Raw genomic sequence first — 25,513 nt, forward strand, 5'->3', positions numbered from 1 at the left:
AGAAAGCACCAAGATCACATAAGATTCTTTGTAGTGATTAGCTTAGAAAAAAAATGTCGTTGAATTGAAAAGGTTACATTATAAGAAAGGCTAAATCAGCTAAGGTAAGGGTCTGCATAACGAAAATTAGTGCACTCATTTTTCTTCCATGGCGATAAGCAAACCCCATAACCACGAGCACAAGCAATGGAAGGATAAGACCAGAATACCTCCTCAAAGAATCCGTGTGTATACTTTCATCTTCGCTTAGTTGATAGCGATTAACTTCTTTAAATATGCGAGAAAGACGGTAGTTCACAGTATCACCTTCATTAACTGTTTTTGCAAAGTCTTCCGACACAGAAAAATCGTGTTGTCCAGTAGTTAGCTTGAATGAATAATGATAGTTCTGGGCGGCATTGTAATACTGTTGGCGTTCGGCTTGTACTTTTATCACCTGATCTGTAAAGGATTTTCCGGGTAGCATAAAGTCCGTAATAATTACCAAGGCAATCAATATGAATAGACTGTATAAAAAGGGGCGCAGCTTAAATGTAGACTTGTTCATTGGCAAGCCCTAAATTAACAAAGCTTTTGGCCTTTGTGACATAATAAGAGAATTGGTTTTTCACCGCAAAGAACGCAGAATTCTACAATTTACCGTCACTCTGAGGTTGAAGCTTGAAAAGCGAAACCGCGAGAGTCTGTCTGTTTGGAGGGGGAGTGCTTAGTAATGACGCTTCGAATGAGGTTTGTTTATTTTAGACCTTGGTGTTATTTTGAAACATTGAGATTCTCATAGTTTGACAAATCCTGAAATAACAAAGCAAAAAAGCCCAATTCTCTCGAATCGGGCTTTCAGTATTTTAGGGTTTGAAGTGAAATTATTTTCTCTTCATTACTCTTTTAACGGCTTTCACGATGTTTTCAGCATCGATACCGTATTTCTTCATCAATTGCTCTGGCGTTCCACTTTCTCCGAAAGAATCATTCACCGCTACCATTTCTAATGGGGTAGGGAGGTTAAGCGCTAAAGTCTGTGCTACGCTATCGCCCAAGCCACCGTTCATTTGGTGTTCTTCGGCTGTTACTACACAACCTGTCTTTTTAGCTGATTCAATAATCGCTTGAATATCCAAAGGCTTAATGGTGTGAATGTTAATCACTTCCACGCTAATACCTTCCTTGGCCAATACCGCTTCTGCTTCAATGGCTTCCCATACCAAATGACCCGTAGCAAAGATGGTTACATCATTTCCTTCAATCATTTTAAGGGCTTTGCCAATTTCGAATTTCTGATCGGCTGGTGTAAATACAGGCACTTTTGGTCTTCCAAAACGCAAGTAAACAGGGCCTTCGTATTCAGCAATGGCTATGGTGGCCGCTTTGGTTTGGTTATAATCACATGGATTGATCACCGTCATGTGCGGTAACATTTTCATCAAACCTATGTCTTCCAAAATCTGGTGCGTTGCACCATCTTCACCCAAAGTTAAGCCTGCGTGAGAAGCACAAATCTTTACGTTTTTACCAGAATAGGCAATTGACTGACGGATTTGATCGTAAACACGACCCGTAGAGAAGTTGGCGAAAGTACCTGTAAAAGGAATTTTACCGCCAATGGTTAAACCAGCTGCTACACCCATCATGTTCGCTTCAGCAATACCTACTTGGAAAAATCTTTCAGGAAATTCATCGATGAAATCCTGCATTTTTAAAGAACCCACAAGGTCGGCACAAAGCGCCACCACTTCAGGGTTGGTACGTCCTAATTCCAATAAACCAGCACCGAAGCCAGAACGCGTATCTTTTTGATCTGTATATGTAAATTTCGTCATTGCTGCTTATTAATAGTCTCCAAGGGTTTCTTCTAACTGGGCCAAAGCGGTAGCCAATTGTTCATCGTTTGGCGCTACACCGTGCCATTTGTGCGACCCCATCATAAAGTCTACACCAGCACCCATTTCGGTTTTCATAAGGTTCACCACTGGTTTTCCTTTACCAGAAAGTGATTTAGCCAAAGTCATCGCGTTGATTACAGACTTCATGTCGTTACCATCGCTTTCGATCACATCCCAACCAAAGGCCTGCCATTTGGCTTTCAAGTCCTTAAGGTCCATTACATCAGAAGTAGGGCCGTCAATTTGCTGACCGTTATAGTCTACAGTAGCAATAAGATTATCAATTTTGTGGTGAGCTGCATACATTGCTGCTTCCCAAACCTGACCTTCATCAAGCTCTCCATCGCCCATCAAAACATACACGCGCTTGTCGTCCTTGTTCAGTTTTTTAGCTTGGGCTGCTCCACAGGCTACAGAAAGGCCTTGGCCTAATGAACCTGATGCTACTCGAATTCCGGGTAAACCTTCTTCAGTAGCAGGGTGGCCCTGAAGCCTAGAGTCCAATTTTCTGAAAGTGGCAAGTTCGGATACCGGGAAGTAACCGCTGCGGGCCAAAATGCTGTACCAAACTGGAGAAATGTGCCCGTTCGATAAAAAGAACATGTCTTCGTCTCTTCCATCTGGATCAAATGGCTTTTTGATGTCCATAATGTTGAAGTACAAAGCAGTAAGGAAATCGGTGCATCCTAAAGAACCACCTGGGTGACCAGAGTTCACGGCATGTACCATTCGTACAATATCACGCCTTACCTGAGAAGCTGTTTTCTCTAGGGTTTCAATACTAGGTTTATTCACGCTGTATTTATGATTGGTTAAAAATTATTTCAATATCTGAGCGGTGTGGTCTTTGGTTTTTACTTTCGAAATCACCTCTTCAATCACTCCGTTTTCATCAATTAAAAATGTTGTGCGGGCGGTTCCCATATAAGTTCTGCCATACATCGATTTTTCTACCCAAGTTCCAAACTGCTCATGAATGCTTTTGTCTTCATCGGCAATTAGCGGAAATGGAAGTGCGAATTTATTAATAAAATTTTGATGCTTCTTTGCCGAATCCGAACTAATCCCAACAATTGCGTATCCGGCCTCTAAAAGGGCATTATAATTATCTCTAAGGTTGCATGCTTCTGCTGTGCAGCCGGGGGTGTTGTCTTTTGGGTAGAAGAACAGAACTAATTTCTTTCCAGCAAAGTCAGAAAGCTTAATTGGGTTACTATCTTGATCAATTCCTTCAAAATTTGGGGCTTTATCGCCTGCTTGTAATGCCATGATTAAAGTTTTAATGTTAGGGTTTTCTTGTTTCCAGCGTAATCTGTAACTGTTAAAGCAAAATCTCCCTTTAATGGTTTGCTCTTATCTAAAGTTTCTGACCAAATTAATTTTCTTTTGGAGTCGTAGTTCATTAAAAGCCATTCTCCGTTAATGGTGGCCTCGTATTCTTTAATGCCCGAAAGTTCATCGTCAATATTGAAGTAGAGAATTCCGTTGCTTGATGCGCGTTGCTTAATTGTAGGGGGTATTACATCTTTCATCAATGTAAAATTACCAAAGGAGGAAATGGCAAACCTGATTTTACCCTCGTTCCAATTTCCACCTACAAAGCTTGCATTGCCCGAATTACTTAGCGCATAAGCTTTATATTGTTCAAGTGTATCGTATTCCAAAAGTGGAACTAGCTCTATTTCAACAATTCCTCGTAAAGCAGAAATTTCATCACCAATCTGTAGTACTTCTATTTTCTTTTCTTCATTTACGTAGTGCCTCGCTTTTAGGTAAAGCGTATCGAACAGAGTGTTTTTGCCGAAGGCTGCAGAAAAAGATTCAGAAAGATAGGAGTGTTCCTTTTCTGAAGGAATCATATCTATAAAGTCCATTTCCTCTTGATTGTCTCCGAAATCTATAGTTTTTGGCAGACCTTTATTCAAATCTATCAAGTAAACGTTTTCCTCGCTATCAGAATAGGCGGGTTCTAGAATGTGTGAACCTTGTTGGGTATACACAGTAATGTTGTTGAGTTCGTCTTTACGCTTTCTGTGAATTTGTAGCGTATTGTCTAATAAGTAAGAATGATTTCTACGGTCAATTTGAGTGAGCTCGGTGGGAGCAGCCTTTTCTCCTTTTACATTGAATGACACCCTACGTTGGTTGCCATAGGCATCGGCCAAAAGAATTTGGAAAAGGTAAATCGAGTCTTGCTGTGGATAAAAGAATCCACGGTCTTCCATGTCGTTGTAAAAGCCCAAACTATTACCATCATCAATATAAAGCTTATTATAGCGCCTTCTTGTTTCTTGCTCAGCTTGGTAATTTGTAAATGACTTGATATTGTATTGTAGAGAAAAATTGACAGAGTCAATTCTCTGACTGAACAGTAATTTTCGATTTTGATACACATCAATTTCCGGAACACCATTTTTATTAGCAGCGCCATCGAGTTTGTCGTGTGCCCAAATTTCGAAACCAATTTTGCCTGCGGTGCGAATGGTGTCGGTAATCACATATTCATTTCCTCGCTTTTCTAGGTTGAATTCGAACCTACCGAATTGCCCATTTACCCTTGAGTTGATGTTCATGGTTTTCAAGGCAATTTTTTCAGCAATAGGGGCGATATTGTCTTTGATTTCGGTGAAGCCGATTCGAAGAGGATCGAGCACCTCTTGATTGGCATCTCTAATTTCAAAATGAAGGTGTGGACCTGTAGATGAACCAGAATTACCTGAGTAACCCAATACTTCTCCTTTCTTCAATTTAAATCTTCCGCGATCAGGAAATAGGTTTACAGTAAATGACTTTTGCTTGTACTGACTTTCCAATACGTATTTGGCCAATTCATCATTAAATCGCTGTAAGTGGGCATACACCGTTGTGGTGCCATTGGGGTGAACCACGTATACAGCATTTCCATATCCCCCTGTAGACACCGCAATACGACTTACATAGCCTTCGGCAGCTGCATAAACATTGAGCCCTTCTACGCCATTGGTTTTAATGTCGAGCCCAGCGTGAAAATGCGAGGCACGCAATTCACCCATATTTCCAGCCAAATAATTCGTGCGCTCTGGCTGTATGGGAAATTGATAATAGCCTTTTTCGATCTTGCTATATTGGGCAAAGGTCGAAACAGTAATAAATAAAAAGGGTAATAATAAGAGTCTACTTAACCTCAACTTCCAACATTTTTTCATTCTCAATATAAGCAGTAAGTGTATCGCCAATCACCGTTTTACCAACACCCGCAGGTGTACCAGTAAAAATGATGTCTCCCTTCTTCAACGTAAAGTATTTCGAAATATGCTCAATGATGTCGTCAAAACTGAAAAGCATCATGTTAGTATTTCCATTTTGCTTTACTTCGCCATTTTGCTGTAAACTGAAATTCAAGTTGTTTAAATCAAACTTGTCTTTGTTCACAAATTCAGAAATAGGGGCAGAGCCATTAAAGGCCTTGGCTTTTTCCCAAGGTAAGCCTTTTTCTTTGCAGCGTTGCTGAACATCTCTGGCGGTGAAGTCAATTCCCACGCCAATTTCATCATAGTATTTGTTGGCGAATTTCTTTTCAATGTGTTTTCCTTCCCTACTTATTTTTAAAAGAATTTCTACTTCGTAATGAATATCATTTGAGAAATCGGGATGATAGAAAGGCGCATTATTTCTCAATACAGCGGTATCGGGCTTTAAAAACACTACTGGTTCTGTGGGGCGTTCATTGTTTAATTCTGCAATATGTTCTGCATAATTACGGCCAATAGCAACAATCTTCATTCGGATAAGTTTAGTTAAGGTTGGATAACTATAAAGGTAACAATGGACAAAATTAAAACTTCGATCTGATTTGACAACCTGTCATTTATGATCAATTTTGTGTAACGAAAGAATATGCCAGTATACCTTGTTGTTCAGGAAGATAGATTTTTAATAAAAGAGAATTTTTAGTGATGAGAAAATTAATAGCACTGAGTTTTATAGTAGCTTTAGTAATTGGTTGTACTACTGTGCCGATTACAGGTAGAAAACAACTTACTGGAGTGGTAGGTAGTGAAGAAGTGATTGCCATGAGTGCTGATGCTTACAAGCAAGTGATTGATTCGGTACAATTATCGACTAATCAAGAGCAAGTAGCCATGATCAGACGAGTGGGGACCAGAATTCAAAAAGCTGTAGAGCAATACATGAATAATAATGGTTATGAAGGGCTTTTGGATGGTTTTGATTGGGAGTTTAATTTGATTGAAAGTAATCAAGTAAACGCTTGGGCTATGCCAGGCGGAAAGGTGGCTTTCTATACAGGAATCCTTCCTATTTGTAAAGATGACCTAGGGGTAGCTGTAGTTATGGGGCACGAAGTAGCGCATGCAGTTGCTAAGCACGGTCAGGAGCGAATGAATCAGAACTATGCTAAACAAGTGGGTTTAAGTATTGGTGCTGTGGCACTAGGGCAGGATCCAACTTTAGCTCAGCAAATGGTATTTCAGGCAGTAGGCATTGGTACCGATATTGGACTGTTGAAATTTTCAAGAACGCATGAATCAGAAGCCGATGAATTAGGCTTGACTTTTATGGCCATTGCGGGTTACGACCCAAGTGAAGCACCCAAGTTTTGGGAAAGAATGTCGGCAGGAAGTAGTGGACAAGCACCACCAGAGTTTCTTTCTACACACCCAAGTCATGAAACTAGGATTGAAAGGCTGAATGCTGCTTTGCCTAAGGCTATGGAGTACTATAATAAGAGTACATTGAAGTAATTAATATTCAGCCTTTCGGGGCTTTTGAATATGTCAGGTAGTTATGCGGAGGGCTTTTGTCCTCCGTTTTTTTGTGGGTAAGGTTGTTTTGTTCTTTCAGGACTGTAGAATAGGGATTAGGTGTTTCGAAGGGCTTTACCCTTCGTTTTGATATATAGCCCTTTCAGGGCAATTCATGACTGGCCATGTTGGTGAAAGCACCAACGGGTCGTAATATGATAGGGATGGGCTGCAACCCATCCCTAGTTCTGTATAGTTTGATTTAGCCCTGTAGGGGCGGTAGGAAGGCTAATGAAAAAAGAATTGAGCTCCAGTCGTCTGTTGGGGAAAGCACCAAACAGGAGCAGAACTTTTTATATTACTGAAAAACACCGAAGCTTCGAGGCTTACAGCATAACTTAGCCTTGAAGTTAGTGCTGATGATTTCATTGAATTGGTAAAGCAATCTAATCCGCGTAATCCTTCAACCCCTAAAAATCTGCGATCACTCACAATTTTCACTGTAATTAATCGCAACAAAACTCTTATCCCCCCTGTTTCCTTCGTATTATTGCACCCAAATTCGAAAAAATGGCGGTTGTACCTTACAAAGAGAACCAAGCGAGTAAAAAAGAACAGGTGGCTGAAATGTTCAATAACATAAGCCACAAGTATGATTTCTTGAATCATTTTTTAAGCCTAGGCATAGATATTCTTTGGCGAAAAAAAGCCATTAGAATGCTGAAATCGCATCAGCCGAAGCAGATTTTAGATATTGCCACTGGTACAGGTGATTTCGCTATTGAGGCTTTAGCCCTTAATCCAGACAGGGTAGTAGGGGTCGATATTTCTGCAGGAATGCTAGAAATAGGTAAGCAGAAAATGAAGAAGAAGGGGCTCGATCATATCATTGATATGCAGATGGGCGATTCAGAGAAGTTACTCTTCGAAGACAATACCTTTGATGCCGTCATCGTTTCCTTTGGCGTAAGGAATTTCGAGAACTTAAAGAAAGGTTTGAGCGATATGCACCGCGTATTGAAGCCAGGAGGGAAGGTAGTCATTGTAGAGTTTTCGCAACCAAGAACTTTCCCAATGAAGCAGCTCTATAATTTTTATTTTAAGTCGATTTTACCTGTCATTGGTAAAGTAGTGTCTAAAGATCAGTCGGCTTATACGTATTTGCCAGAATCAGTAGCTGCTTTTCCTGATGGCGAAAGATTTTTGAATATTTTAGGGGAAGTAGGATTTAACAAAACTGAATGCAAGCCACTAACTTTTGGTATAAGCTCAATATACATCGGTCAAAAATAGTTTTCTTTTTAGCACTGTTCATTGCCAATTTAGCATTGGGGCAAAAAGCACCCATAAAGCTGAATAGGATTGGCAGTGATGATAAAAAAGCAAATTATGGCTTCTTTTTGGGCTATCATCAGAACTACTACGGAATAAAATACTCCGATGCCTTTGTAGGCCCCGATTACGACAATGTAACCTCTATTGTGTCTAAACAAAACTCTGGGTTTAACTTGGGTTTCATGGTGAATTTTAGGCTTGCCGATCAATTTACCCTAAGGTTTGTGCCGGTAAAAATTGGTTTGTACCAACATATGGTGCAATACAATATGACAGATGGCACAGTGGATGAACAGTTGATTGAAAGCACCCGAATAGAGCCTGGCTTATTTCTTAAATACCGCTCTATCAGACGCGACAACCTTAGAATGTACGTGATTGCAGGTGTAAGTGCTTCCATGCGTTCGGGTAAGGCTGAAGACTTGGTTGGTGTGGATAAGTTGGAAATAAGGAAAGGAAACTTGAAAGCTGAAATTGGCTTTGGCTTCGAAAATTATTTTGAGTTCTTCAAGCTTGAACCTGAAATACGCTACTCCAGAGGCTTGACGAATGTGCTTAACCCTTCGAACAACTTCTACTCGAATGGCATAGGCCAAATTACCACGCACAACTTCTCTATCTATTTCCACTTTACGGATTAGTTGTATCGTCCTGAAATAGGTTGACAAAACATTTCCTAAACCCTCTTAATAAAAGGGAATTGACCAGTGCTAATTTCAGGTGTTTGAAGTCAAACCTCAATAATGACCACCGAAGTACTCCCTCCTTGAAGGTGAATAATCGTTTCAACCTATTTGAGCATGAGACAATCCTAGTTACAAAAACGAGGATTAGTGGCGTATCTTAACCAATTGAAAATAAGCTACAACTCACATCATAAATAATACCTTCATACTTACCCATATTTCTTCTAAATTCGAACCTCAAGAATTTACAACAGGAATGAGCAAAATAGCAATGGTTACCGGAGCTACCTCTGGTATTGGTTGGGCTACTGCCGAAGCACTTGCCAAGGAAGGTTATCAATTGATTATCTGTGGAAGGCGAAAGGAACGACTTCAAGAATTGTCTGCGAAAGTGAGCGTTAAAACCCTAGAACTCATTTTTGATGTGAGTGATAGAGCTGCAGTCGCAGAAGCCCTTAATTCGCTTCCAGAGGAATGGAAACAGATCGATGTGTTGATCAATAATGCTGGAAATGCACATGGTTTGGGCAAAATTCACGAAGGAAATATTGATGACTGGGATGCCATGATTGACATTAACGTAAAAGGCCTGTTATATGTCACCAAAGCCATTGTGCCGAATATGGTAGAGCGAGGTGAAGGTCATGTGGTGAATATCGGGTCTATTGCAGGAAAAGAAGCTTACCCGGGAGGAAACGTATATTGCGGTTCTAAACATGCGGTAGACGCTATTAATACCGGCATGCGAATGGACTTGAACGGAACAGGGGTGAAGGTTTCTCAGGTTTGCCCAGGTTTGGTAGAAACCGAGTTTTCATTGGTCCGCTTTAAAGGCGATAAAGACAGAGCGAAAATGGCCTATGAGGGCTTTGATGCGCTTCGTGCCGAAGATATTGCAGACCTTATCCGCTTTATAGTCACTCGTCCTGCACATGTAAATATTGCCGACACGCTCATTTTACCTGCTGCACAGGCTTCCCCAACTTTGGTGGATAGAAACTGAGCTCTAATTTCTAGGAAAGAACAAGAAACACGATGAACGAAGAAGAATTCAATGACGAAGTGCCACAAGAAGGCCTTCCCATTCCAGAAATATTTAGAAATTCCGACACCAAGGGTTATATCACGCACTGTATTCAGTGCGATTACGAATTACTTAAAGGCGATCGGTCATACATGATCGAAAAGGTATTTAAAAGATACCCAAACCTTGATTCCACCCAAGTGCTTTTTGAGTACGGTATGTGCAGCGTTTGTTATGAAAAAATGAAGGACAGCCTGTCCGCAGAAAGCATGCAGAACCTTTCCAATTACATGATGAACAACATGGATTTTTCGGCCATGCAGCAGCGTATTGAAGAAAACCCAGAAGATCCTGAGAAATGGATGTCGCATTGTATGATTCACGGTACCCCAAAAGAAGAAATGACTGAGTATCAGGTGGCGGCTTCCTTTAAAGGTGATCGTTTGATGACGAATTTTATGCCTCCCTATATGATTGGAGGTTTGGCTTTAGAAGAATTAAACGGTTTGCTTTCAAAAGAAACCAAAGAAGACATGGACGGATTTATTGACCAGCATTTTGGCATTCCTCCTGAATTGAGAAAAGACTTTATTCTGATATGAAAAAACTACTTTTATTCTGCCTGCTTCCCTTTTTAATCTTTTCGTGTAACAGCAAAAATGAATTTGAAGGAATTGAAAATGGCGTTTCGTTGGCCTTGGCTAAATCCAGAAAGGCCATTGTTTCTAATATCAATTATACGCTCGAATTCAGGGTGCCAGAAGCGCTAGCTCAGCCCATTCAGTCGCTGGAAACTTTGACTTTTAACCTGAGCGATAACTCTGAAGACCTGCTTTTAGATTTTAGAGAATCAGCCGATAAGCTTAAAGGCATTATTGTCAACGATCAATCCACTGAAATCAATTTTAAGAATGAGCACATCATTATCAGTAAGGATTTATTGAGAAGAGGGAAGAACATCATTGAAATCAACTTTTTTGCAGGAGAAACCTCGCTCAACCGAAAGGAAGAGTTTATGTACACCTTGCTCGTTCCCGATAGAGCAAGAACCCTTTTTCCTTCATTCGATCAGCCTAATTTAAAGGCGACCTACGACTTAACTTTAGACTTACCTGAAAGCTGGACAGCCATAGCCAACGGGCCTGTGGCACTTTTAAGTGTGAAAGATGGCAGAAAAAACATTCAGTTTGAAAAGTCTGATTTGATCAGTACTTACTTGTTCTCTTTTGTAGCGGGCAAGTTCAAAACCGAAACTCGAAATGTGGGAGGTATGGAAATGACCATGCTCCATAGAGAAACAGACAGCGAAAAAGTAGCTAGAAACCTCGATTTGATTTTTTACCTCCATGGCGCTTCAATTCAATGGTTACAAGAATACACGGGCATTCCATATCCCTTTAAAAAATTCGATTTCGCGCTAATTCCTAGTTTCCAATACGGAGGCATGGAACATGTTGGCGCTATTCAGTACCAGGCGAATAGCCTCTTGTTAGATGAAGATCCTTCGCAATCTCAGTTATTGAGTAGGGCCAGTTTGATTGCACACGAAACCGCCCACATGTGGTTTGGCGATTTGGTCACAATGGACTGGTTCAATGATGTTTGGACCAAAGAAGTATTTGCTAATTTTATGGCCGCCAAAATGGTAAATCCAAGTTTCCCTGAAATCGATCATGAATTGAATTTCTTGGTGCGCCATTATCCTTCAGCTTATGGGGTAGACAGAACCGAAGGTGCCAATCCAATCCGACAAGAACTGAACAACCTGAATGAGGCTGGTCAAATGTATGGCGCCATTATTTACAATAAAGCACCAATTATGATGCGTCAGCTAGAAATGCTGATAGGAGAACAATTGTTTCAAGAAGGTATGCAAGAATATTTAAAAACCTATTCGCACTCCAACGCCACTTGGCCTGATTTGATCAATATTCTGGACAAAAAAACACCTGAGGATTTAAAAACTTGGAGTGAGGTTTGGGTAAATACGCCTGGTCGCCCAGAGTTTCAGTTAGAACTTGTTCGTGAGCAAGGAATGTTAAATCAGATGCGATTGAGTCAGTTTGACCCATTAGGAAAAAACCGAGTATGGCCTCAGGTATTCAGTGCGGCAGCTTGGCTCGATCAAACCAAAGTGTATAAGAAAATCATTTCAAAGCAGGCGGTTTTAGATATTGATCTACCTATTCTACGATTAGGAGACCTTGTTTTGAATGCAGACGGAAGAGGCTATGGTCTTTTTGAAGCAGACATCAATATGGTTACTCAGCGGTATTCACGCATGACCGATGTGGAAAAAGGGACCACTTTTGTGAACCTTTACGAGAATTTCCTCGATGGTAGAGTTCCTCGTGTTGGCTATATAGAAATGGTGAAATGGGTGATTGCGAAAGAGGAAAATGAATTGATTCTGAACTTGGTTTTAGGGCAACTCAACAATATTTACTGGTCGTATTTAACGGAAGATGAAAGGGCCAGCGTAGCACCTGATTTGGAACGTACCTTATACTTTTTAATGGAAACCAAATCTGAAAAGCCAAGTGTAAAGAAAATTTACTTCAATGCCTTCCGAAACATTACCATTACCCAAAACAACGTTGGACGTTTGTATGACATTTGGAATGGTACCAAAGTAAAAGGCTTGAATCTTTCTGAAAACGATTTGGTGGGGCTGGCTTCGCAATTGGCCATCCGTTTACCCGATAGGGCAGATGCTATTTTAAAACAGCAATTAGATTCCATTAAAAACCCTGACACCAAACGTAGATTCGAATTTGTGATGCCTGCGCTTTCTAATTCAAAACAAGTGCGTGATGCATTTTTTGAGTCGTTGAAGGATGAGAAAAACAGACAGACCGAGTCTTGGGTGCTTTCTGCTTTGGCTGCCTTACATCATCCATTGAGAAAAGAGTCTTCTGAAAAGTACATTCTGCCAAGTTTAGAATTGCTGAAGGAGATTCAAGAAACGGGCGATATTTTCTTCCCAACGCGTTGGTTAGATCAAACTTTAGGCAATTACAATTCGGCTTCGGCAGTAAAAACAGTGCGTAATTTCTTAAAGGATAACCCTGACTATAATGCCCAGTTGAAAATGAAGATTTTGCAAGCAGCAGACAATCTTTTCCGTTCAGAAAGAATTCTAGGAGGGAAGGAGAGTTTACAGCAGAAGTAAATTCTTATGAAACTCTAGCAATCTAAGTAAGTAACCCAATTATACTAATACCTTACTCATTTAAGCTAGAAAGTAGTTAACAAATAATGGAGTTAAACAGCTTGAAGTCTATTTCTGATACTCAATTTTAAGGATTTCCCATACAAAATCACCCATTTTGGTTTTAACGATTACTTCATCTCCAACCGTTTTATCAAGAAGGGCTTTAGCCATAGGGGAGTCCATAGAGATATAATTTTTGTTACCTATTAGTTCTTCGTAACCAACAATACGAAAACGGTTTTGAAGCCCTTTTTCTTTATTTTTAATTTCTACCCAAGCCCCGAAATTCACTTTTCCTTCTTGGTTGGGATGGTATTCAATCACTTTAAAATCATCAATACACTTACGCAAATAACGAACGCGATTATCAATTTCTCGAAGACGCTTTTTGTTGTAATGGTAATCAGCATTTTCTGAACGATCACCCAAACTTGCGGCCCATGTAACCTTAGCAGTAACGTCTGGACGCTCAACTCGCCACAAGTGATCATGTTCTTCCTTTAATTTTTCTAAACCTTCGGAAGTAATCAATTGCGAGCGGTTGAGTTTTGGTAGCGTTGATTCTGGGATTTTTCGCCTCATAATAAATGCCTTGTTTTGAAAAATTTCCGCAAGATAATAAATGATGGATAGCTTGTTAGTGCTTAAGCAGCAATGGATATTGTATAACTTCAACGGTTTTACCCTCCTGCAGAATCGTAGTGTTAGCAGGTTGTTGTTCCCAAAGGTGTTTTATGCTAAGAAGTGTAGCCAATTAGCCACATAGGAGGTGAGCAATGGCGCATGTTTGTGGTATTTGGATTTATCAAGAAATTCGAGGCCAGATTTGGTAATCCCTATAGCTCAAGGTCATAAGGTTATAAATTCTAAAAATCCAGTCCTGAGCCTCTTGTTCAGAACCAAACCCTTTTTTTAAAGGCTCCATAATTGGTAGTTTACCAGACTCAGCTTCATAATGAATTTTATATGCATCCCAAACAGTCTTCATGTTCAAAAAATCGATTAAATTTCTCTACATTAATAAAGCAATAGTTACGTAAATTCAAGTCTTAAAGTTTAGGGCTAAATCATCGGAAGTAGAAAACTTTCGATTAACATTACTCCTAAATTCGGAATCAATGAAACGTTTTTTATCGGAATTTAACTAATTGTTTATATTATAAATTAAATAGAAAAATTAATTATTTAAATCCTGAAATTCACCTTCAGAATTAAGGTTTATTACGGAATAAAAGATTTTGATTTACCTTATAGAATACAGATTTGAAGACCAAATAGCTAAAATATGAAATCAGAGTCTTATAAAATTAATAGGATTGGTCTTAATAACCTTCCAAAGCTCATGGTTCCAATAAAGCTCACGAACCCAGATAATGGGAAAGAGTTTTGTACTGAGGCCTTAATAGATACTGGTGCTGAAAAGAGCATATTCCCTTCAATGACAGTCCGAATGACAGGAAGGGACTTTCAGAAGACTAAATCCAATTTGGTTATTAACAATGGTTTAGGAGGTAAGAAGGAGTGTTATGAGCATGACTTTATCGTTCAAATTATGTCCAAAGGTTTTAAAGAAGTTATTTGGGCTTCAGGAGCTATATTAATTGACTGTTGTGAGGACCTAAAAAGTACCCCACTGCTTGGCGTTAAGAATATATTAGAAAATTTGAGAATTGAAATTAATTACCCCACTGGCGAGTTATCAATACACGCATAATATTATTTTAGATAAAAATTTTCTCTTTAGAAAAACGGGGGCAGAAGGAATCGCGGGGATGTGTCCGCCTTGTGCGGCTGGCCGATTATTCCTTCTTGAATTCTTTGTTTGCTTTCTGTTTAAAGACAGAAAGTAAAAGCCCAGCGGCTTGAGCGTTTAACTAAGTAAGAATGAGTAGTAAAGTAATAGTCTTAGGTACAATGCACGTTTCAGAAGGAGAGTGTAACGCCTCATCACTTCTCCAGATCGTCCACGAAATTTCTCCTAATACGATATACTTTGAGGCAAGCGAAATAAAATACCCTCAAATGCTTAAAGCAGTTGATTATTTTAATACTCCCGAAATTCAGGTATTACGAAAAATCGAAAAGGAATCTGCAATTGGAATAAAGCCAGTAGACTTAGATGATGACCCATTTGATGGCCGATTAGAAGCAATGCTAGAATTGTTTCCTAGACATGTCCCTGATTATGAGTACGCTTCTCTAATTCAAAGAAACGAAGCAATTAGGCTTGGATTCGGATTTTTGAATTCATCAGATAATGATAAAATAAACAGTGACAAGGCAGCGATGGAGAGAATCTTTATAGATAAAGTTCAGGATAAATTTATCAAGAAGACATACTCTGAGTGGCTTGAATGGAATGACCTAAGAGAGAATATTTGGATATCTAAAATTCACGAGCATATTCTAAAAATGCGAGCAGACAAAACGATGCTCATAATTGGATCAGCACACAGAATAAGATTAAAAGAGAAAGTTAGTAAGTTAAAGTTCTTAGACCAATCTATACCTGATTGGGAATTCAATTATTTCGGCTAAACGGACGTAAACGAGAAAATAGAGCATCAGCTTTGCCTGGCAAATCTTATGTGAAAGGCTGGCCAATGCTTATGTTAAATACTCCGCAAGCTCCGTATTACGCAAAACACTATGATTGTTATATAATTTATATTATGTTAAATTATAGTGTTAAAGAAGAAGGGAGATTGTTAAACCTCCCTTTCTCTTTATAATATTATTCTCCTCCGTCTAGGGCTTCTATTCTTGCTAGGATTGCATCTCTTTTTGCGTCCATTCCTAACTGATCATATACAGTACTTAAAGGGTTAAGAATGTAAATATCATTTGGTTTAGATTTCTCTGCTTTCTCGAAGTGAGGTAATGCCAATCTAAATTTAGCGTAAGCTTCTTCTCTTTTCTTATCGTACTCTGCATTGTCAGTAATATCGTTTGCAGCTTTTAAGATCTCAACTCCCTCGTTGAAATACACACTACCTACAACATAAGAAGCATCTGGGTAATCAGGCTGTAATTCTAAAGCTTTGTTAGCCGATTCTAAAGCTGCAGGATAATCTCCGGCATTATACTGTAAGAATGCAAGCGTATAATAAAGAATCGCAGTTTTATCGCCATTGTCGATATTCTTTTGAATTCCAGCAATCGCCTCATCTAATTTATCACCTTGAATTAAGATATCAATTTCGAAGTCTCTGTATACCTTTTCATCTGGAAATGCCTTTTGAGCCATTCTAGCATACTTCAAAGCGTTATCAAAATCCTTTTTAGTAAGATACATGTCGATAAGACCGTTGTAAGCGAAATTAGTATTCTCAAACTCTTCAGTTGATTCTACTACTCTGGTATAATACTTAATCGCATCATCTACCTTATCTGCATTATAAGCGCTATAACCCGCATAGAAATTCATAATCACATCTGCTTTAATATCAGCCGATAAACTAAAGTACTTATATGCATTTTCGAAATCGTCAACTTCGAAGTATTCGTTTCCTTTTTTGTTTAAAAGATTTTGAAGAAAGATAAAACCTTCACCACCACCAATAAAGTCATTGTTATTATTCATTACTGGCGGAAAATATAAGTCTTCCTTAAGGTCTGCATCTCCCTTTTCCACTGCAGTGTTAAAGTAAGCGAATGATTCTTTAGCAAGGTCAATGTTCTCCATATCAGCCTTAAACTGATATAATTTCGCTTTTCCAAGGATTACATACACCTCTGCATCGTCTTTGGTTTCAGCATTTTCTGAGGCCTGTTTGGCCAATGTAAGTGCTTCTGCGTATTCGCCTTTTTTCAGCGCCTTTTCGGCACTTTTTAGCACTTTCTTTTGTCCGTATACCCCCGCTACAAAAAACAATAGCAAGGCGGTAAAAAATAGCTTTTTCATGTTTTCTAGTCTCTTGTTTAGTTTAAAATTTACTCTTCTGTTTTATTTTCATTTTGGTTTTCGCCTTCAACTTCTGGTGTGTCAGTAGAACCTTCAATTGATTCTACATTTTCTACCTCATCTTCCGATTCTATTTTTTGAATCTTCTCAACTGATGAAATAGCATCACCTTCGTTTAAGCGAATAAGTTTAACACCTTGGGTGGCTCTTCCCATTACCCTAAGTGATTCCACCGATATTCTAATGGTAATCCCTGATTTGTTTATGATCATAAGGTCATCGCTATCGACCACCTCTTTTATGGCCACTAGGTTACCGGTTTTCTCAGTAACGTTAATGGTTTTTACACCCTTACCTCCTCTTTTGGTAATTCGGTAATCATCTATTGGTGAGCGCTTCCCATATCCGTTTTCAGACACAACTAATAGGTTAGCTTCTTCTCTGTTTACACATACCATGCCAATCACTCTGTCGTCATCTCCAGCAAGCCTAAACGCTCTTACTCCAGCTGCTGTTCTACCCATTGGCCTAACATCGCTTTCGTGGAAGTGAATTGCCCTACCAGACCTAGCTCCAATAATGATGTGATTATCACCGTTTGTGAATTTGACCTCAAGTAAGCGATCTCCTTCGTTAATAGTTATCGCATTTATACCATTGGTACGTGGACGAGAATAAGCCTCTAAAGAAGTCTTTTTAATGGTTCCGAGTTCGGTACACATCACTACATAATTGTTATTAATGTAGTCTTCATCCTTTAGGTTCTGAACATTGATTACTGCTCTGATTCTGTCACCTGGTTCTATATTGATCAGGTTTTGTACTGGTCGTCCTTTAGCAGTTTTACTACCTTCAGGTAATTCCCAAACTTTTTTCCAAAACACTTTACCAAACTCTGTAAATATGAGTAGGTAATCGTGAGTCATTCCAGTGAAAAGGTATTCGGTAAAGTCATCTGTTTTAGAGCCAGCACCTTTAGAGCCCACTCCTCCTCTACCTTGAGTTTTATATTCAGACAGCAGTGTTCTTTTTACATAACCCAAGTGAGAAATAGTGATTAACATTTCCTCATTCGGAATCATGTCTTCCGCACTAAAATCTTCGTATGAATGAATGATGTCTGTTCTGCGTTCATCGCCATAGCGATCTCTAATCTCAATCAATTCATTTTTGATGATTTCCATCCTAAGCTCTTCTTTTTCAAGAATTTCCTTTAGGTGGTTAATCAGCTCCATAATCTCATCATATTCCTTCTGAATTTTATCTCTTTCCAGACCTGTCAGTCTTTGGAGACGCATTTCCAAAATGGCTTTTGCTTGAATTTCAGAGAGTTCAAACTTCTCCATCAAGCCGTTTTTGGCTATTTCAGGATCTCTTGAATTTCTGATCAATGAAATTACTTCATCCAAATGATCTAAGGCTATTAAATAACCTTCTAAAATGTGGGCTCTTTTTTCGGCTTCATTCAGTTCGTACTGAGTTCTGCGAATAACTACTTCATGTCTATGTTCTACATAATACTTGATTAAGTCTTTGGTGTTGAGTGTATGCGGTCTGCCTTTTACAAGGGCCACATTATTTACACTGAAAGAAGATTGTAGCTGAGTGTATTTAAACAAATTGTTCAACACTACATTTCCAATAGCATCTTTCTTCAATTCATAAACAATGCGCATTCCATTACGATCCGACTCGTCACGTAAATCCGAAATACCTTCAATTCTCTTTTCATTAATTAATGCAGCCGTCTTTTCAATCATACTGGCCTTATTCACCATGTATGGAATTTCAGTAACGATGATTCGCTCACGACCTGAAGGCATGGTTTCAATTTCTGATTTTGCTCTCAGAACAACTCTACCTCTTCCGGTTTCAAAAGCTGATTTTACTCCAGTATAACCGTAAATGGTACCTCCCGTTGGGAAATCTGGTGCAGTAATATGCTGCATCAATTCCTCTGAAGATATATCGTTATTTTCTATATAGGCAATGGTTCCGTTTACCACTTCGGTTAGGTTGTGAGGAGCCATATTAGTAGCCATACCTACTGCAATTCCTGAACTACCATTCAATAATAGATTTGGAAGCTTACTAGGAAGCACCGATGGTTCTTTTAAGGAATCATCAAAGTTGAATTGAAAATCAACGGTTTCTTTATTGATATCAGTTAATAGCTCATCTGCAATCCTCCTTAGTCTGGCCTCGGTATAACGCATGGCCGCAGGTGAATCACCATCTACCGAACCAAAGTTTCCTTGCCCATCAACCAGCGGATAACGTAAAGACCAAGGTTGGGCCATACGCACCATCGTGTCGTAAACTGATGAGTCGCCATGTGGGTGATACTTACCCAACACCTCTCCTACAATTCTGGCCGATTTTTTATATGGTTTGTTCCAGTTTACCCCAAGGTCTAACATACCATAGAGTACTCTTCTATGAACGGGTTTTAGGCCGTCTCTTACATCTGGTAAAGCTCTTGAAATAATCACCGACATGGAATAGTCGATGTAGGCTCCCTTCATTTCATCTTCAATATTGATAGGGATGATTGTTTCGTTCGTTCCTTCTGCCATTTAGTCTAAAAATAGTTCGAAATATAATGTGGCAAGATACTAAAATTTGTTAGAGTAAAAGGGTAAAATGAAGACTAAAAATGGCGGTTTTTAATCGTTTCCTCCGCCATATTTCACTTTCTTCTTTTTGGTTTGACCGAACTGGCCAGTACGTGGATTTTGCGGTTGGAATATAGACCTTCCACGATAGATTTTACCGTTGAAAATATGCTCCATTTGTACCCGGTTTGCCCCATGTCTATTTCTAGGATATGTTGGGTATTTAATGAGTGCCCCAACATCAATGGTAAACAGGCTTAGCGAGTGTGCTGTGGTGATGAATTCATCCGACAGACTGTATTTCCTCATTTCGAAAGAAGGGCGCAAATAGAGTTTGAAATACTTCGAAACTTTCTTCTCTATAATAAAACCAACATTAAAGAAAGGATCATAGGTGACCAAGTCTTGATTAAGATGAGATGATTTGGTTTTCCAAACTCCCCCACTGGCATCGACTAGGAAGGAGAAGTCCATAAAAGTGTAAGCATTGTACGTTAGTGACCCAAAGAGTTTGGTAGTCGAAATTTTGGTTTCAGGTATATTGAAATATCTCAACCTGTCGTCCACCTCTTGATAATGAACTTTATTTGTAAACTTTAATGCACCTGTACTTATTCCTAGGCCTACACGAAGCATCTCTTTGTCAGACATTACGCGCTCACCTGTTGTTTTTAACCTCAGCTTATCTACTTTATTTAAAGAGAAAGAAATTCTTAAAGTAAGAGGATTGATTCTTCCACTATTTTTATAAATCACCGAAGCTGTATCGGTTCTTACGATTTGAGAATCGTCATCAACTCTATAAATATTTGTGGGTGTCAAATCATTGAACCAGTTAGAGTAAGCATTATATGGGCCTGAGGTAGATTCTTGACCAATCGGAACGATATAAAGCTGATCTCCTCTTGGATTACGAACTACAGATACATCTGTTAATTCATTCTCATAAAGAAAAAAACCATAGCCTTTCTCCAGTTGAAGATTGAACTTATTGAGCATTTCCCGCATGGGGCTTACCATTTTGGCCTCTTTTGGTTCTTGGGCTTCTCCAGGGGCAAAAGCTTGTACATCGCTTTTGTTTTTCTTTTTCCAAAATTGCGCATTAGCCTCTGCTGAAGCTAATGCTGAAAGTAGTACCAGAAGAATGAGTAAGCGTCCGTTTTTCAAGATTTGCAATGTTTAGACTAATAAAGGAAAACTATCGGATTTATTATCAATGACAAATAAAAAAAGGCCGCATCACTGCGACCTTTCTGACTTAGTATGTTAAGGTTGATTAAGGTTTCTCTGCTGCTAATTCAGCCATCATGGCGTCAATTTTAGCTTTAGTTTCTCCACCACTTGCATATGCTTTTTTTACCGCATTATATGCCGAAGCTCCTAAAGAATATTTAGCTAAATTATTCACTACAACACCTGCTGCATCTGTTCTGTCTTTCACTCTTTTCTGAACAATACCATAGAATTGTTTTTCAAAGTCTGAAGCATCTGCTGGTAATTTATTTACATCTCCTTTTGCCGCAGCATCTAACTCAGCGTATCTATTTCCATCAATCCCCTCTTGCTTTTCAATCAGATCATTAACATATGGGCTAATTTTGTCCGTAATAGCTTTTTGTGCCAACATAATAATGGCATAATCTTTCATGTCTTGATCAGTGATTCCTTGAGCTTTTACTGCGGTTGAAGTCAAAGTTACCATCAAGCAAACCAATACAGCTTTAGTTAAGTTTTTCATCATGTTTTCTCCTCTTAGTCGTTTAGTGTTAATTTTGATTTTACAAATAATAGCATTCGATCAAATAATACAAGAGAAAAATTGCCTAATGACTCAATTGACCGATATTTTTTTTTGTGTTCACCATTAGTTAGCACTATTTAACGATCTTTTTAGTTTATAGGCCAGAAATGCTTAATCATTGCAAATGAAAAACCTAGATTAGCTTTGCATTTAGTTTTTAGAATAGAAATTTGAAATATGAACCCAAATAGCACTATGAAAAAAGTATACTATCTCTCCACTTGTTCTACTTGTAAACGAATAATGGATGAGCTGAACCTGTCAGATTTTGAGAAGCAAGACATTAAAACAGAAGCTATCACTGCTGATCAGTTGGAGCAGATGAAGGAAATGTCGGGCTCTTATGAATCACTTTTCAGCAGAAAAGCAATGAAATTCAGGTCGATGGGGCTAAATGAAATGAACTTAGAAGAAAAAGATTACCGTAAATACATTTTAGAAGAATACACCTTTCTCAAGCGTCCAGTGTTTATAGTTAACAACCAAATCTTTGTTGGAAACAGTAAAAAGGTAGTAGAAGAATTAAAGGCCTTATTAAACTAAGGCCACTACTACCCAATTCTTTTCAATTCTTCTATGGTAGCCAAAGGGTCGATTGATTTAAACACGAAGCTTCCGGCTACAAGCACATCTGCACCTGCCTCCATTAACAGTGGTGCGTTTGTAGCATTTACTCCACCATCAATTTCAATTAGGGTTTTGGCATCGTTTTCGGCAATTATCTCCTTTAATTGACGTACTTTTTTATAAGTGTTTTCAATGAATTTCTGCCCGCCAAAGCCAGGGTTAACCGACATTATACATACCATGTCGATGTCGCAGATTATATCTTCGAGTAACTGAACATTGGTATGAGGGTTTAATGCCACTCCTGCTTTACAGTCGAGCGACTTAATTACCTGAAGGGTTCTGTGCAAATGATCGCAAGCCTCGTAATGCACGGTAATAGTGGCTGCTCCTGCATTTCTAAAGTCTTCCAAATAACGATCAGGCTGTTCGATCATTAAATGAACATCTAAAGGCTTTTTAGCATGCTTGTAAATGGCTTCACAAACAGGTAATCCGAAAGAAATATTCGGCACAAACATTCCGTCCATAACATCAACATGAATCCAGTCGGCTTGACTTTCATTCAACATTTCAACATCTCGCTGCAAATTGGCAAAGTCGGCAGCTAAAACGGAAGGGGCTATAATGGGTGCGTTCATGCCCCAAATATAAGGCTAATATTTTATGATTTTCTTCTTGAAACTGGTTCTTTGACCATTGATTCTAAGAATATAGATTCCAGCCGTTTGATTGCTCAAATCAATCTGAACACGGTTACTGCTCCTTTGTGGTTCAATTTGAAAGCTATTTACTTGCTGACCATTTATATCGATTAATGTTACAGTTGCAGATTCGCTCAAGAAGCCCTCTGGAAAGACGAGGTTAATAAAGCTATCTGAAGTTGGGTTTGGGTAAGCCAAAACTTCATTTTCTAACGGTTCTGGGGTAAAAGCCAATTCATAAGCCCTAATATAATTTGGTATGCCATAGCCCAATTCATTGTCTGGGCTATCGAATTGATGACCACTTTTTCTAATTAAATCCAACAACTCTAGGTTAGTGAGTTCAGGAAAAGCCTGCCAAAGACATGTTGCAAAGCCTGTTACCACAGGGCCAGAAAACGAAGTTCCATTCTGAAATGAGATATTACCAGAAGCGGTTATAACGGCTGTTCCCTGTCCTAATGCACTTACATCAGGTTTTATTCGGTTATCTGCAGAGGGACCAAAACTGCTAAAACTCGCCCTAAAGCCAGTAGCATCTATGGCGCCAACTGACAGAACATTTTCACTATCGGAAGGTGCAGTTATAAAACGCCATACTTTATTTCCTTCATTCCCTGCGCTGTTGATCAATGCTATGCCTTTAGTAGCTGCAATGTTAGCGGCTTTAGTGATAATTGCTGTTTCGCCATCCATATCGCTATAAGTATAACTCATGGTAGCATCATCAAACACACTGTAACCCAGTGATGTATTGATAACATCTACTCCGACACTATCAGCCATTTCTGCAGCAAAAAGCCAATTATATTCTTCTACTCGATACTCTCCTGATGCTTCGGTAACACATAAAATATAATTGGCGGCTGGTGCTGCCCCTATATATTCATTTGGGTTGTTGGCTGCTAGAATGGATAAAACCCTTGTGCCATGTGATTCATTGTTTTCAACAGTAGTGGTATTCGTCACATAATTCTTCTGAGCTACAATTTTGTTGGAAGTAAATAAATGTTGCAATGCCGCAATTTGACCAATGTTCTGAAAACCACCATCAAACACTCCTATTAACATTCCCTGTCCTTCAAAACTATCTTCATGCATTTCATCAATACCTAGCATGTTGTTTTGAAAGTCTGCCGCTCCTGCGTTAGCAAACTTACTGTTGGCTTCATTACCGCCTATGCCACCAGAGGGCACTTGGCCTGGCGCAACATATTCTACTCTTTCCACAAAACTTAAGGCTTCCACAAGGTTCACAGAGGACGTTTCCATTTCAACCAAAATGCCATTCATCCATTTGCTTCGGTGAATTGCCTTGATGCCTAAGTTGCTTAAGGCATCTATATAAGCCTGGTTTACGGGCAGGTCGTTTTCAGCAATTGAGATACGCTGTTTTTCCCTTCTTTGAATTGATCTTTGGGAAAGGTATTGACTTGGATTGCTAATGGAATATGGAGAGTTTAACTTATCGGTAAAGAAAACCATGTATCGGTCTTGGGCCGAAAGGCTAAAACCAATAAAGATTAATATTACAATTAGCTTAGTTTTTCTACTCATTTATAAAACCATGTGCATAAATGGTTTCTCTGTAAAATCGCCCTGATTCAATTTTTTCTTCGCCTAAGCATTCTTGGCGAGAACATATCTTCACTACATTATAGAGCTTAGAAATTAAACCAATACTATCGGCATAAATTTCTCGTCTTATGTTTCTGAAGGTAATTCCATCTTCATCATTTTCTTGCTCTATGGTCATGGTAGAGGTAGTCTCCAGGTCATTATTCACCGCTATATTGGTGAGCACCCCAAAGTTCAATATCTTAAACTGATCGGCTTCTTTAGTATTAAATATGTTTCCGTCCCAAACGCGTTCGGCCTGCGAAGGGAATACCATTTTTACGATTGAAATGTTGTTCTCGATCGAAACGGCCCTATCCTTTTCTATCCTAGCTGTCCAAACTGAATCTAAAACCCATGGTTGAGTATCGTTGTCGCGTGTTAAGCGATGGATGATTCTCGATTCCTCTCCTTGACTATTGACAAAAGATTGATGAACCTCTTCTCTCAATTGGTACACAAGTGTGTCGCTGATATCTACTGCTGAATACCTGATTTCACGTACATTATATTCGCGATACTTATTCTCCACCATAAAGAAATAACTCTTTCCTTGGTCGGCATCCGGTGCAGGAATTGGGTCTTCACCTGTTTGGCAAGATGAAAGTGCAAGAATGACAATGAAAAAGGATAAGCAGGCTTTTTTCCACATAGGACAAATATAGAACTTCAAAACAAACGAAATATCAATAGAATCAGTATAAAAAAAATGGTACTGCAAAAAGTATTGCACTACCATTTCTCTTTTTACCCGAACAAATATAAGGCTTTAGCTTATAGATGTCCTCACTTTTTGAGTGTATTCACGCAAGGCTGTTTTAAAATCAACCCCATTTTTTTCCATTTTCTCTAATATAAAAATGGCCGCAAACACATGTGTAAGTTGCTCACCCTCATCATCTCCTTGAATTTCTATGGCTGGTTTCTGCTCTTCCATCAAAGCTTCTTCAGCTGCTTTTAAATCTTCTAAGGCTACTTCCTCAACTAATTTTTTTATTACCGGAATCTTCATTTCAATTCAATTTCGAAATCATTTCTACTACTTGATCTTCTTTGTTGGAAGCAATGGTTTCTACCAACTCACCATTCTTAAAAATAGCGAAAGTAGGTAAATTAGATACTTTACCTAGGTTACGAGCAATTGGGCTTTCTTCTGCATCTACATCTAAGAATTTAATACCATCAAAACGCTCATCTGCTGATAGTCTTTTGAATTTCGGTGAAAACAATCTGCAGCTACCACACCAGCCAGCAAAATACTTTACTACCACTTTCTCATTTTCTTGAATTTCCTTTTCAAAACTCGTGTCGTTTACTAATACAACTGCCATTTGATATATTGTTCTTTGTTAAATATGCTTAAAAATCGAATTCTGATACTGTCTCTGCAAAGTAATCAGAAGCTTTAAAATTGTATGCAAAAC

At 38.9% G+C, this 25,513-nt stretch carries 25 protein-coding genes; 9 read left to right on the top strand and 16 right to left on the bottom strand.

Annotated features, from left to right (window positions below):
* Window positions 1–73: 73 nt before the first annotated feature.
* The 6 genes from AWW67_RS12035 to AWW67_RS12060 all read right to left on the bottom strand — a co-directional run bounded on the left by AWW67_RS12035 (window position 74) and on the right by AWW67_RS12060 (window position 5,642).
* Window positions 74–547, bottom strand: coding sequence for a hypothetical protein (locus tag AWW67_RS12035; protein WP_062302038.1), 474 nt, complete (start codon window positions 545–547; stop codon window positions 74–76).
* A gap of 316 nt (window positions 548–863) precedes the next feature.
* Window positions 864–1,817 carry a transketolase family protein gene (locus AWW67_RS12040; protein ID WP_062302040.1) on the bottom strand — a complete coding sequence of 318 codons (954 nt, stop codon included), beginning with the start codon at window positions 1,815–1,817 and terminating at the stop codon, window positions 864–866.
* Window positions 1,818–1,826: 9 nt separating this feature from the next.
* The gene (locus tag AWW67_RS12045; protein WP_053222594.1) at window positions 1,827–2,675 is read right to left on the bottom strand and encodes a transketolase; all 849 of its coding nucleotides are present in this window, start codon (window positions 2,673–2,675) and stop codon (window positions 1,827–1,829) included.
* Window positions 2,676–2,699: 24 nt separating this feature from the next.
* Window positions 2,700–3,149, bottom strand: a complete 450-nt coding sequence (gene bcp / locus AWW67_RS12050) for a thioredoxin-dependent thiol peroxidase (protein ID WP_062302041.1) — start codon at window positions 3,147–3,149, stop codon at window positions 2,700–2,702.
* 2 nt (window positions 3,150–3,151) lie between these two features.
* Window positions 3,152–5,047 carry a M23 family metallopeptidase gene (locus tag AWW67_RS12055; RefSeq protein WP_176700047.1) on the bottom strand — a complete coding sequence of 632 codons (1,896 nt, stop codon included), beginning with the start codon at window positions 5,045–5,047 and terminating at the stop codon, window positions 3,152–3,154.
* Window positions 5,034–5,642, bottom strand: a complete 609-nt coding sequence (locus AWW67_RS12060; RefSeq protein WP_062302044.1) for a fumarylacetoacetate hydrolase family protein — start codon at window positions 5,640–5,642, stop codon at window positions 5,034–5,036. The genes AWW67_RS12055 and AWW67_RS12060 overlap by 14 nt, the downstream gene beginning before the upstream one ends.
* 173 nt (window positions 5,643–5,815) lie before the next feature.
* Between AWW67_RS12060 and AWW67_RS12065 the strand changes: the two genes are divergently transcribed.
* From AWW67_RS12065 to AWW67_RS12090, 6 genes are all read left to right on the top strand, one after another.
* Window positions 5,816–6,622, top strand: a complete 807-nt coding sequence (locus AWW67_RS12065; RefSeq protein ID WP_062302046.1) for a M48 family metallopeptidase — start codon at window positions 5,816–5,818, stop codon at window positions 6,620–6,622.
* Between the two features lie 570 nt (window positions 6,623–7,192).
* Window positions 7,193–7,915, top strand: a complete 723-nt coding sequence (gene ubiE / locus AWW67_RS12070) for a bifunctional demethylmenaquinone methyltransferase/2-methoxy-6-polyprenyl-1,4-benzoquinol methylase UbiE (RefSeq protein ID WP_053222599.1) — start codon at window positions 7,193–7,195, stop codon at window positions 7,913–7,915.
* Complete coding sequence (porT, locus tag AWW67_RS12075; RefSeq protein ID WP_062302047.1) at window positions 7,864–8,598, top strand: type IX secretion/gliding motility protein PorT/SprT; 735 nt, start codon at window positions 7,864–7,866, stop codon at window positions 8,596–8,598. The genes ubiE and porT overlap by 52 nt, the downstream gene beginning before the upstream one ends.
* Window positions 8,599–8,899: 301 nt before the next feature.
* Window positions 8,900–9,646, top strand: coding sequence for an SDR family NAD(P)-dependent oxidoreductase (locus tag AWW67_RS12080; protein WP_062302048.1), 747 nt, complete (start codon window positions 8,900–8,902; stop codon window positions 9,644–9,646).
* A 32-nt stretch (window positions 9,647–9,678) separates the two neighbouring features.
* Complete coding sequence (locus tag AWW67_RS12085; protein ID WP_062302050.1) at window positions 9,679–10,269, top strand: hypothetical protein; 591 nt, start codon at window positions 9,679–9,681, stop codon at window positions 10,267–10,269.
* Window positions 10,266–12,839, top strand: a complete 2,574-nt coding sequence (locus AWW67_RS12090; RefSeq protein ID WP_062302051.1) for a M1 family metallopeptidase — start codon at window positions 10,266–10,268, stop codon at window positions 12,837–12,839. The genes AWW67_RS12085 and AWW67_RS12090 overlap by 4 nt, the downstream gene beginning before the upstream one ends.
* Before the next feature lie 108 nt (window positions 12,840–12,947).
* On the opposite strand, the gene greB is transcribed toward AWW67_RS12090, so the two are convergent.
* Window positions 12,948–13,463 (bottom strand): transcription elongation factor GreB, encoded by a 516-nt coding sequence (gene greB, locus AWW67_RS12095; protein ID WP_062302053.1) that lies wholly within the window; start codon window positions 13,461–13,463, stop codon window positions 12,948–12,950.
* Window positions 13,464–14,166: 703 nt separating this feature from the next.
* On the opposite strand from greB, the gene AWW67_RS12105 reads away from it, so the two are divergent.
* The gene (locus AWW67_RS12105) at window positions 14,167–14,595 is read left to right on the top strand and encodes a pepsin/retropepsin-like aspartic protease family protein (RefSeq protein WP_062302056.1); all 429 of its coding nucleotides are present in this window, start codon (window positions 14,167–14,169) and stop codon (window positions 14,593–14,595) included.
* Between the two features lie 170 nt (window positions 14,596–14,765).
* Window positions 14,766–15,419, top strand: a complete 654-nt coding sequence (locus AWW67_RS12110) for a hypothetical protein (protein WP_062302057.1) — start codon at window positions 14,766–14,768, stop codon at window positions 15,417–15,419.
* 196 nt (window positions 15,420–15,615) lie between these two features.
* Here AWW67_RS12110 and AWW67_RS12115 read toward each other — a convergent pair whose 3' ends face one another.
* From AWW67_RS12115 to AWW67_RS12130, 4 genes are all read right to left on the bottom strand, one after another.
* A complete protein-coding gene (locus AWW67_RS12115; protein WP_062302059.1) occupies window positions 15,616–16,785 on the bottom strand; it encodes a tetratricopeptide repeat protein in 1,170 nt (389 codons plus the stop codon).
* A 29-nt stretch (window positions 16,786–16,814) separates the two neighbouring features.
* On the bottom strand, window positions 16,815–19,361 hold the full coding sequence (gene gyrA / locus AWW67_RS12120; RefSeq protein WP_062302060.1) for a DNA gyrase subunit A: 2,547 nt from the start codon (window positions 19,359–19,361) through the stop codon (window positions 16,815–16,817).
* Between the two features lie 90 nt (window positions 19,362–19,451).
* Window positions 19,452–20,567: a hypothetical protein gene (locus AWW67_RS12125; protein WP_141655449.1), complete on the bottom strand. Its 1,116-nt coding sequence runs from the start codon at window positions 20,565–20,567 to the stop codon at window positions 19,452–19,454.
* A gap of 109 nt (window positions 20,568–20,676) precedes the next feature.
* Window positions 20,677–21,141: a hypothetical protein gene (locus AWW67_RS12130; RefSeq protein WP_053222608.1), complete on the bottom strand. Its 465-nt coding sequence runs from the start codon at window positions 21,139–21,141 to the stop codon at window positions 20,677–20,679.
* A 255-nt stretch (window positions 21,142–21,396) separates the two neighbouring features.
* Between AWW67_RS12130 and AWW67_RS12135 the strand changes: the two genes are divergently transcribed.
* The gene (locus tag AWW67_RS12135; RefSeq protein WP_062302216.1) at window positions 21,397–21,744 is read left to right on the top strand and encodes an arsenate reductase family protein; all 348 of its coding nucleotides are present in this window, start codon (window positions 21,397–21,399) and stop codon (window positions 21,742–21,744) included.
* Between the two features lie 8 nt (window positions 21,745–21,752).
* On the opposite strand, the gene rpe is transcribed toward AWW67_RS12135, so the two are convergent.
* The 5 genes from rpe to AWW67_RS12160 all read right to left on the bottom strand — a co-directional run bounded on the left by rpe (window position 21,753) and on the right by AWW67_RS12160 (window position 25,420).
* Window positions 21,753–22,409 (bottom strand): ribulose-phosphate 3-epimerase, encoded by a 657-nt coding sequence (gene rpe, locus AWW67_RS12140; protein WP_062302063.1) that lies wholly within the window; start codon window positions 22,407–22,409, stop codon window positions 21,753–21,755.
* A gap of 15 nt (window positions 22,410–22,424) precedes the next feature.
* Window positions 22,425–24,029 (bottom strand): S8 family serine peptidase, encoded by a 1,605-nt coding sequence (locus tag AWW67_RS12145; protein ID WP_062302064.1) that lies wholly within the window; start codon window positions 24,027–24,029, stop codon window positions 22,425–22,427.
* On the bottom strand, window positions 24,022–24,741 hold the full coding sequence (locus tag AWW67_RS12150; protein ID WP_141655450.1) for a hypothetical protein: 720 nt from the start codon (window positions 24,739–24,741) through the stop codon (window positions 24,022–24,024). The genes AWW67_RS12145 and AWW67_RS12150 overlap by 8 nt, the downstream gene beginning before the upstream one ends.
* 117 nt (window positions 24,742–24,858) lie before the next feature.
* Window positions 24,859–25,101, bottom strand: a complete 243-nt coding sequence (locus AWW67_RS12155) for a DUF6952 family protein (protein WP_053222612.1) — start codon at window positions 25,099–25,101, stop codon at window positions 24,859–24,861.
* Window position 25,102: 1 nt separating this feature from the next.
* The gene (locus tag AWW67_RS12160) at window positions 25,103–25,420 is read right to left on the bottom strand and encodes a thioredoxin family protein (protein WP_053222613.1); all 318 of its coding nucleotides are present in this window, start codon (window positions 25,418–25,420) and stop codon (window positions 25,103–25,105) included.
* Between the last annotated feature and the right edge of the window lie 93 nt (window positions 25,421–25,513).

This window comes from Roseivirga seohaensis, assembly GCF_001592945.1.
Taxonomy (GTDB): Bacteria; Bacteroidota; Bacteroidia; order Cytophagales; family Cyclobacteriaceae; genus Roseivirga; species Roseivirga seohaensis.